Raw genomic sequence first — 7,176 nt, forward strand, 5'->3', positions numbered from 1 at the left:
CCGGTGGTGGGACAGGCGCCCGGCGCCGACCGGGCGCCCCGCGGAACGGAGAACAGGGGGGCCAATGCCTGACAGGGGCACCGCCGACGTGACGAGGTGGGAGTACTTCACCGCTCCCATCCTCAGCCATGTCGCCCAGCAGATACTCAACAACTTCGGCGCCGACGGCTGGGAGCTCGTCCAGCTGGTGCCCGGTCCCGAGACCGCCCGGACGGACGACGGCCTGCCCGCCGCCGTGAGCTACGTCGGCTTCTTCAAGAGACCGGTGAGGCCATGAGCCTGCCGTCCCAGCGCCTCGCCGAGCTCGGCGTGGCCCTCCCCCCTGTCGCCTCGCCCGTCGGTTCCTACGTTCCGGCCATCCGCAGGGGCGACACCGTCCAGACCTCCGGGCAGATCCCCTTCACCGCCGACGGCCTGATCACCGGCCTCGTCGGCTCGCAGGTCGATGTCGGCGCCGCACAGGGCGCCGCCCGGGTCTCGGCCCTCAACGCCCTGGCCGCCGCGGCCGATGCCGCCGGCGGCATCGATGCCGTCAAGGGCATCGTCAAGGTCACCGTCTTCGTGGCCAGCGCGCCCGGTTTCACCGAGCAGGCCGCCGTGGCCAACGGCGCCTCCGACGTCCTCGCCGAGATCTTCGGTGCCGAGGGCCGCCACATCCGCAGTGCCGTCGGCGTCGCGGTGCTGCCCGGGAACGCCTCGGTCGAGGTCGAGCTGGTCGCCCGCCTGTGAGCGACGAGCCGGCGGCGGGCCCCGCACCGACGCCCGAGCGGGGCTGCGCCCGGGTGCCGCCCGCGCTCGGTGGGCTGACGCGGGCCCTCGCCGATCCCGTGACCGCCGACCTGCTGCCCGCGGGCTGGCGCGCCCGCGGACGGGGTCGCCCGTCGGCGGTGCTCCTGCTGCTCTCCGACGGACCCGATCCGAGCCTCGTCTACACCGAGCGGGCAGCCGGTCTGCGCAACCACGGCGGGCAGCTCTCGTTCCCCGGTGGCCGTGCCGAGCGCGTCGACGACGACGCGGTGGCCACCGCCCTGCGGGAGGCCAATGAGGAGATCGGTCTCGACGCGGACGCGGTGCACGTGCTCGGCGCGATGCCCGCCGTGAGTCTCTCCGTCACCGGGTTCGACGTCGTCCCGGTCGTCGGCTGGTGGCGTGCCGATGCCGTTCTCGCGCCCGGCGACCCGCACGAGGTCGCGAGCATCCGCACCTGGCCGGTCAGCGTCCTCGCCGACCCGGCCGGACGCGTCAGTGCCCGCCGTGCCGGCCGGACGATCGGTCCGGCATGGCGGCTCGGCGAGTTGTTCCTGTGGGGCTTCACCGCCCTCCTCACCGATCTGCTGCTGCGCATCGGCGGCTGGGAGCGCCCGTGGGACGCCGGCCGCGTCGTCGAGGTGCCCGAACGGTTCAGCTCGGACCGGCGCTGAGGAGCCGCTTTGACTCGTCCGGGCCCGCCGCGCCACTGTGGAGCCATGACCAGGATCGACGTGTGGCTGTGGAGCGTGCGCATCTACCGGACCCGCACCATGGCCACGCAGGCCGTCAGGGGCGGCCACGTCCGCTGCAACGACGCGCCCGTCAAGCCCGCCCAGCAGATCGGTCCCGGCGACATCGTCACGGTCCGCACCCCCGGCTGGGACCGCAGGTTCGAGGTCGTCCGGCTGCTCGACAAGCGCGTCGGCGCCAAGATCGCCCAGGCCGCCTACCGGGACCTGTCCCCCGAGCGGCCCGCTCACCTGGCCAATCCGGTGGCCCGGCGCGAACGGGGGTCCGGCAGGCCCACCAAGAAGGACCGCCGCGAGATCGAGCGGCTGCGCGGCCGCTGACCCCGCGGCGAGCCCATTCCCGGACGGGATCCGGTCCCGTCCGGGAATGGCGCCTCAGGCGCCGAGGACGGTGGCCGCCTTGGCCTTGGCGCTCACCGCGTCGGGGGCCGAGACAGCGGCCTGGGCGGCCCGGCGGCACTGCTCGATCGTCACGTCGCCGAGCTGGACGCCGACCGCGGGCAGGGCGGGGGAGGCCATCGACAGCGAGGTGACGCCCAGGCCGGCGAGTACGCAGGCCAGCAGCGGGTCGGCAGCGGCCTCGCCGCAGACGCCGACCGGCTTGTTGGCGCGTAGACCGGCCTGGGCGGCCATCTCGATGAGTCTGAGGACCGCCGGCTGCCACGGGTCGTTCAGCGACGCCAGGTGCGGCGACAGGCGGTCGGAGGCCATCGCGTACTGCGTCAGGTCGTTCGTGCCGATCGAGAAGAACTCGACCTCCGCGAGCACCTGGTCGGCATTCAGCGCGACGGCCGGGACCTCGACCATGACGCCCGGCCACAGGCCGCGATCCCGGCAGGCCTTGGCGAAGTCACGGGCCTCGGGGACGGTGGCGACCATCGGGGCCATCACCCAGACGTCGATGTCGAGGCCGGACCTCGCGGCGGCGATCGCGTCGAGCTGGTGGGCCAGCAGGTCGGGATTGTCCGTGGCCAGGCGCAGGCCGCGCACGCCGAGGGCCGGGTTCTCCTCGGCCTCGAAGTTCGCGAAGGCCAGCGGCTTGTCGGAGCCGGCATCCAGCGTGCGGATGACCACGTGCGTGTGGCCGCCCCGGCCCGCGTAGGGCGCGAGCACGGCGCGGTAGATCGCGGCCTGGTCGTCGATGCCGGGTTCGGCGGGGGCCGACAGGAAGCACAGCTCGGTGCGGAACAGGCCCACGCCCTCGCTCTCGCCCGCGGCGGCCTTCTCCGCCGCCTCGCCGTTGCCCACGTTGGCCAGCAGCTCGACGCCGTAGCCGTCGCTCGTCCGTCCCGGGCCCCGCCAGGCGCGCACCCGGTTCCGGTACTCGGCGGACTCGGCGACGGCGGCCTCGGCCCTGGCCGGATCGGGGTTGGAGACGACCGTGCCGGCCCCGCCGTCGATGAGCACCAGGGTGCCGTTCTTGATCTGGCGGACGGTCTTGCCGGTGCCGACGATGCACGGGATGCCCAGCTGACGGGCGATGATCGCGGTGTGGCTCGTCTTGCCCCCGGCCTCGGTGACCAGCGCAACGGTCAACTCGGGGTCCAGGCCCGCCGTGTCGGCCGGGGCGAGATCCTCGGCGACCAGGGCGATGGGCTCGCTGGGCTCGGGCACACCCGGTGCGGGCTCGCCGCGCAGCTCGGCGATGACGCGGTCGCGGATGTCCTTCAGGTCGGTGGTGCGCTCGGCGTACAGGCCGCCGAGGCGCTCGAACTGGGTGACCAGGTTGTCGACCGCCTGGACGACGGCCCACTCGGCCGTCTCGTTCTGCTTGATGAGCTTCCTCACCGACCGCGACAGGCCGCGATCGGCGGTGAGCTCGGCGGTGGCGCGCAGTACCTCGGCGGCGTTCCCGGTGACACGCTCGGCCTTGTCGAGCAGGTGGTTCTGCACCGCCACGATGGCTTGCGCGAAGTGATCGATCTCGGCCTGCTGCTCGCTCTCGTCGATCGTCCCCTCGGTGGGCAGCTGCGGGCGCGGCTGTACGCGGCTCACGGGGGCGTAGGCGACGCCGGCGACCACTCCGGTGCCGGTGATTGTCAGTGATTCGGCCTGGGCCATGGCTCTCCTCCTGCACTCCCCGATGACGCGTCCCCGCACCTGTGCGAGGACACCGGGGCAGACGAATGGTCCCAGTCTGGCACGTCCGGGGCCTCTCTCCCAGGGTGCCCAGTCTCCGGGCTGAGAAGCCCTCCAAGTTCTTGCGGTGTGTGGGACAATCCCTCATATCTGTTTCTGTTCTTCGAGGAAGGGAACGTCCTATGGCCAGCAAAGATGCAGTCGTCGGTTCTTCGGTCGGCCTGCACGCCCGTCCCGCGGCGCTGATCGCGGAGAAGGCCGGCGAGTTCGACGACGAGATTCTGCTGTCGATCCCGGGTGGCGATGAGGAGGGGGTCGACGCAGCCTCGCCGCTCATGATCATGACTCTCGGCGCGGGCAAGGGCGCCACCGTTCACGTCGAGTCCGATGACGCCGCCGCCGTCGACGCCATCGCCGCGCTCATCGAACAGGATCTCGACCAGGCCTGAGCCGTGCTCACCGGCCGGTGAGGGGCAACGCGCGAACACGGAATGGTGGGGCCGTACCTCCGGGTACGGCCCCACCTGCGTTCGGTCTCGGACGGGAAGGGCTCAGCCGACGTAGGTGACCGTGTCGTCGCCATGGCGGTCGATGACGCCGCGCTCGGCCTCGGACACGCCCTCGGCGACGGCGTTCGACAGCGAGCTGATGGAGGCCTTGGCCTCGGCGATGGTGGCCGTGGGGGCCCTGACCTGACGGAACTGCAGGACGGCGATGAGGCCGAAGACGATCATGAGAATCAGCGAGACGGCGGCCAGGGTCAGGAAGGCGAAGGCCATCGAACCGAACCAGCCGAAGCCGGCGACGGAGTGGAAGAAGACCGCGATGCCGAAGACGGCGGCCCACAGCAGGCAGTGCAGCAGGAACAGGCCGAAGGCCGCCACCGCGCCCACGCCGGCGCCGCCGATGCTGGCGTGCTTGGCGGACGGGACGATCTCCGCCCTGGCCAGCTCCTTGATGCCCGAGATCATCTGCGGAACACCATTCTTGATGCTGGAGATGTGATCCCCGAGTCGAGAATGCTCAGCCATGGTTTCCTCCGAACTGTGAAGATGGTGCTCGCTAGACAAGAGCGTAACGGGTCGGCATGTCCTGCGGTGAACGAGGCGCGATGTGGAATGACCGGCCGGCGTCCGGCAACGGGTTGGTCAGGTGCTCGGGACGCCGGCGGCCGGTGCGGTCACGGCGGCCTGCTGGCGGGCGCGTTCGGCGGCGAGCGCCTTCTCGCGGCGCATCCGCTTGTGGACGGCGGTGCGCCACTGCAGCAGGACGACGGCGATGACCGCTGAGATGAAGCTGCCTATCAGGACGCCGGTCTTCGCCTCGTCGTAGACCCCGGGATCGTCGATGAAGCTGAGATGGGCGATGAGCAGCGACACCGTCAGACCCACGCCGCCCAGTTCCGCCGCGGCCAGCATGTCGCCCCACGTCAGACCGTCGCCGAGCCTGGCCCTCGACAGGTGGACGGTCAACCAGCTGCCGGCGAAGATGCCGATGAACTTGCCGACGACCAGCCCGGCGATGATGCCCAGCGGGACGGGGTCCGTCCACAGCGAGACGAACAGCTGCCCGTCGACGTGCACGCCGGCGTTCGTCAGCGCGAAGATCGGCACGACGAAGCCCGCCGACCACGGGTCGAGCGCGTGCTGCCAGCGGTCGAGCGGCTCGTTGAGGGCCTCGGGGGTGTTGCGGGTGAGCAGGCCCAGGCCGACGCCGGCGATCGTCGCGTGCACGCCCGAGTGGAGCATGCAGTACCAGCAGACGAGGAAGATCGGCAGGTAGATCCAGCCGTTGTCGACGCGTCTGCGCTGGAGGATCCACCACGCGAGCATGCAGGCCACCGCGCCGGCCAGCCATGCGAACGACAGGTCGGTGCTGAAGACGACGGCGATGACGATGATGCCGCCCAGGTCGTCGGCGATGGCCAGGGTGAGCATGAAGGCGCGCAGCGCCGGCGGCAGGTGCTTGCCCGCCACCGCCAGGACGGCGAGGGCGAATGCGATGTCGGTGGCGACCGGGACGGCCCAGCCGTGGATGGCGCCGCCCTCGGCCGTGTTGATCACGATGAAGACGAGCGCCGGGCCGGCCATGCCGCAGGCCGCGGCGATGATCGGCACCATGGCGTCGGCGGGGCGGCGCAGGCTGCCCTCGGTGAACTCCCGCTTGAGCTCCAGGCCGGAGATGAAGAAGAAAACGGTCAGCAGGCCGTCGGAGGCCCACTCGGCGACCGTGTACGGGCCTATCGGGTACTCGACGAAGGACTCGTAGCCGTGCTCGCCGACGAAGGCCCAGACCAGGGCGATCACGGTGGCGATCAGCATGAGGACGCCGCCGGTGGTGTTGGCGCGCAGGACCTCGCCGAGGTGGAAGTTGTCCGGGTTGATGCGGCGCGCACGACGCGCGGGCTGAGAAGCGGTTTTCGTCATCGAGCCAGCTTTCGCGTAGACGGATCGGGCCTCGGCGTCGACCAGACTTCCCGACTCGCCCCCGACGATTCTAGCGTGCGCGCCCACCCCGGCCCGCGGCGCCCCCGGCGGCCGTTCCCCCGGGACGTCCCGGGCGGTGGGGCCCGGGTCACAGGGGGATGATCAGCGCGTCCTCTCCGAGCTGGATCGGCGTCGTCATCTCGGCGTGGTCGACGTAGGCGCGCAGACAGGTCAGGTGGTAGGGCAGGCGCAGCTCGCTTCCGGCCGAGGCCCCGTCGTAGATGGCCCCCACGCCGAGCAGGACGCGGTGGCGCTCGTCCTCGGCCAGCGCGGCCACCGCGGGCAGGCGGGCCGCCATGCCGACGAGGGCCGGGCGGATCACCGGCACCCAGAGCCGGAAGTCCCGCTGCTCGCAGCGCGGGAAGTACTTGTGGTCGATGAGGGTCCCGATGGAGCCGGCGCCCAGATCGGCGCTCATCGCCTCGGGGTCGATGCCGCGCATCAGCGAGATGAGGCGGCGCACCCACGGCACCGAGTCGTCGCGTACGAGATAAGATGCCGCCACCCAGCCGCCGGGGCGCAGGACGCGCGCCATCTCGGACACGTGCGGTTTCTCGGTGAGCAGGTGGAGCATCTGGTGGGCCAGGACGGCGTCGAACTGGCAGGCGTCGAAGGGCAGCGAGGCGGTGGTGGCCGCCAGCGGCTCGACGCCCGGTACATCGCCGAGGCGCCGCACCTTGTCGGGGCCGCTTCCGAGGCACCAGACCCGATTGCCGGCCGCGGCGATCCGGCGGGGCAGGCCGGCCGCGTCCGACAGGGCCAGGACCCTGCTGTCGGTGCGCTCGCCGGTGAGCCAGCTCAGCGCCTGAGCCGGGAAGCGGGGACCAGAGGACGACATGGCGCCCATATTAGGGCGGTCCTCCGTCCGTGCCCCGGGAGACGCGGCCCGGACGGCCGCCCGTCCGCGGAAGCGGTTGTCCACAGATCCGTGGACCGGCGGAAAATCCGTGGTCCGCTGAACACACTGCAGGCATGAGAGCAGTGGCAGCACCAGTGCAGGCCGGGCCCGGCGATGAGCGGGAGGGGCGCGCGCGGGACGCTTGGCGTCCCCGCGGCGGGGAGCAGGGCGGTGACGAGCGCAGGGGCGGGCGCGCCGCCCCGCGGTCCCGTCG

General features: G+C 71.9%; 9 protein-coding genes. 5 read left to right on the forward strand and 4 right to left on the reverse strand.

The window, feature by feature from the left end; genetic code table 11:
* The first annotated feature begins 88 nt into the window (after positions 1–88).
* Genes R2N01_RS06040 through R2N01_RS06055 form a run of 4 tightly spaced genes read left to right on the forward strand, consistent with a single transcriptional unit; the run spans position 89 to position 1,820 of the window.
* Complete coding sequence (locus R2N01_RS06040) at positions 89–277, forward strand: DUF4177 domain-containing protein (RefSeq protein WP_316669491.1); 189 nt, start codon at positions 89–91, stop codon at positions 275–277.
* Positions 274–729 (forward strand): RidA family protein, encoded by a 456-nt coding sequence (locus R2N01_RS06045; RefSeq protein WP_316669480.1) that lies wholly within the window; start codon positions 274–276, stop codon positions 727–729. The genes R2N01_RS06040 and R2N01_RS06045 overlap by 4 nt, the downstream gene beginning before the upstream one ends.
* Positions 726–1,421, forward strand: coding sequence for a CoA pyrophosphatase (locus R2N01_RS06050; RefSeq protein ID WP_316669481.1), 696 nt, complete (start codon positions 726–728; stop codon positions 1,419–1,421). Before R2N01_RS06045 ends, R2N01_RS06050 begins: the two co-directional genes overlap by 4 nt.
* A 45-nt stretch (positions 1,422–1,466) precedes the next feature.
* Positions 1,467–1,820: a S4 domain-containing protein gene (locus R2N01_RS06055; protein ID WP_316669482.1), complete on the forward strand. Its 354-nt coding sequence runs from the start codon at positions 1,467–1,469 to the stop codon at positions 1,818–1,820.
* 54 nt (positions 1,821–1,874) lie between these two features.
* On the opposite strand, the gene ptsP is transcribed toward R2N01_RS06055, so the two are convergent.
* On the reverse strand, positions 1,875–3,560 hold the full coding sequence (ptsP, locus tag R2N01_RS06060; RefSeq protein WP_316669483.1) for a phosphoenolpyruvate--protein phosphotransferase: 1,686 nt from the start codon (positions 3,558–3,560) through the stop codon (positions 1,875–1,877).
* Positions 3,561–3,760: 200 nt separating this feature from the next.
* Here ptsP and R2N01_RS06065 point away from each other — a divergent pair, with 200 nt between their 5' ends.
* Positions 3,761–4,027, forward strand: coding sequence for an HPr family phosphocarrier protein (locus R2N01_RS06065; protein ID WP_316669484.1), 267 nt, complete (start codon positions 3,761–3,763; stop codon positions 4,025–4,027).
* A gap of 102 nt (positions 4,028–4,129) precedes the next feature.
* On the opposite strand, the gene R2N01_RS06070 is transcribed toward R2N01_RS06065, so the two are convergent.
* The 3 genes from R2N01_RS06070 to R2N01_RS06080 form a co-directional block, all read right to left on the reverse strand.
* A complete protein-coding gene (locus tag R2N01_RS06070) occupies positions 4,130–4,609 on the reverse strand; it encodes a phage holin family protein (RefSeq protein ID WP_316669485.1) in 480 nt (159 codons plus the stop codon).
* A gap of 117 nt (positions 4,610–4,726) precedes the next feature.
* Positions 4,727–6,004, reverse strand: a complete 1,278-nt coding sequence (nhaA, locus tag R2N01_RS06075; RefSeq protein ID WP_316669487.1) for a Na+/H+ antiporter NhaA — start codon at positions 6,002–6,004, stop codon at positions 4,727–4,729.
* Positions 6,005–6,152: 148 nt separating this feature from the next.
* Entirely contained in the window at positions 6,153–6,902 is a 750-nt protein-coding gene (locus R2N01_RS06080) for a methyltransferase domain-containing protein (RefSeq protein WP_316669489.1), read from the reverse strand.
* Positions 6,903–7,176 lie beyond the last annotated feature (274 nt).

It is taken from the genome of uncultured Propionibacterium sp. (assembly GCF_963539965.1).
In the GTDB taxonomy this organism is placed as follows: Bacteria; Actinomycetota; Actinomycetes; order Propionibacteriales; family Propionibacteriaceae; genus Propionibacterium.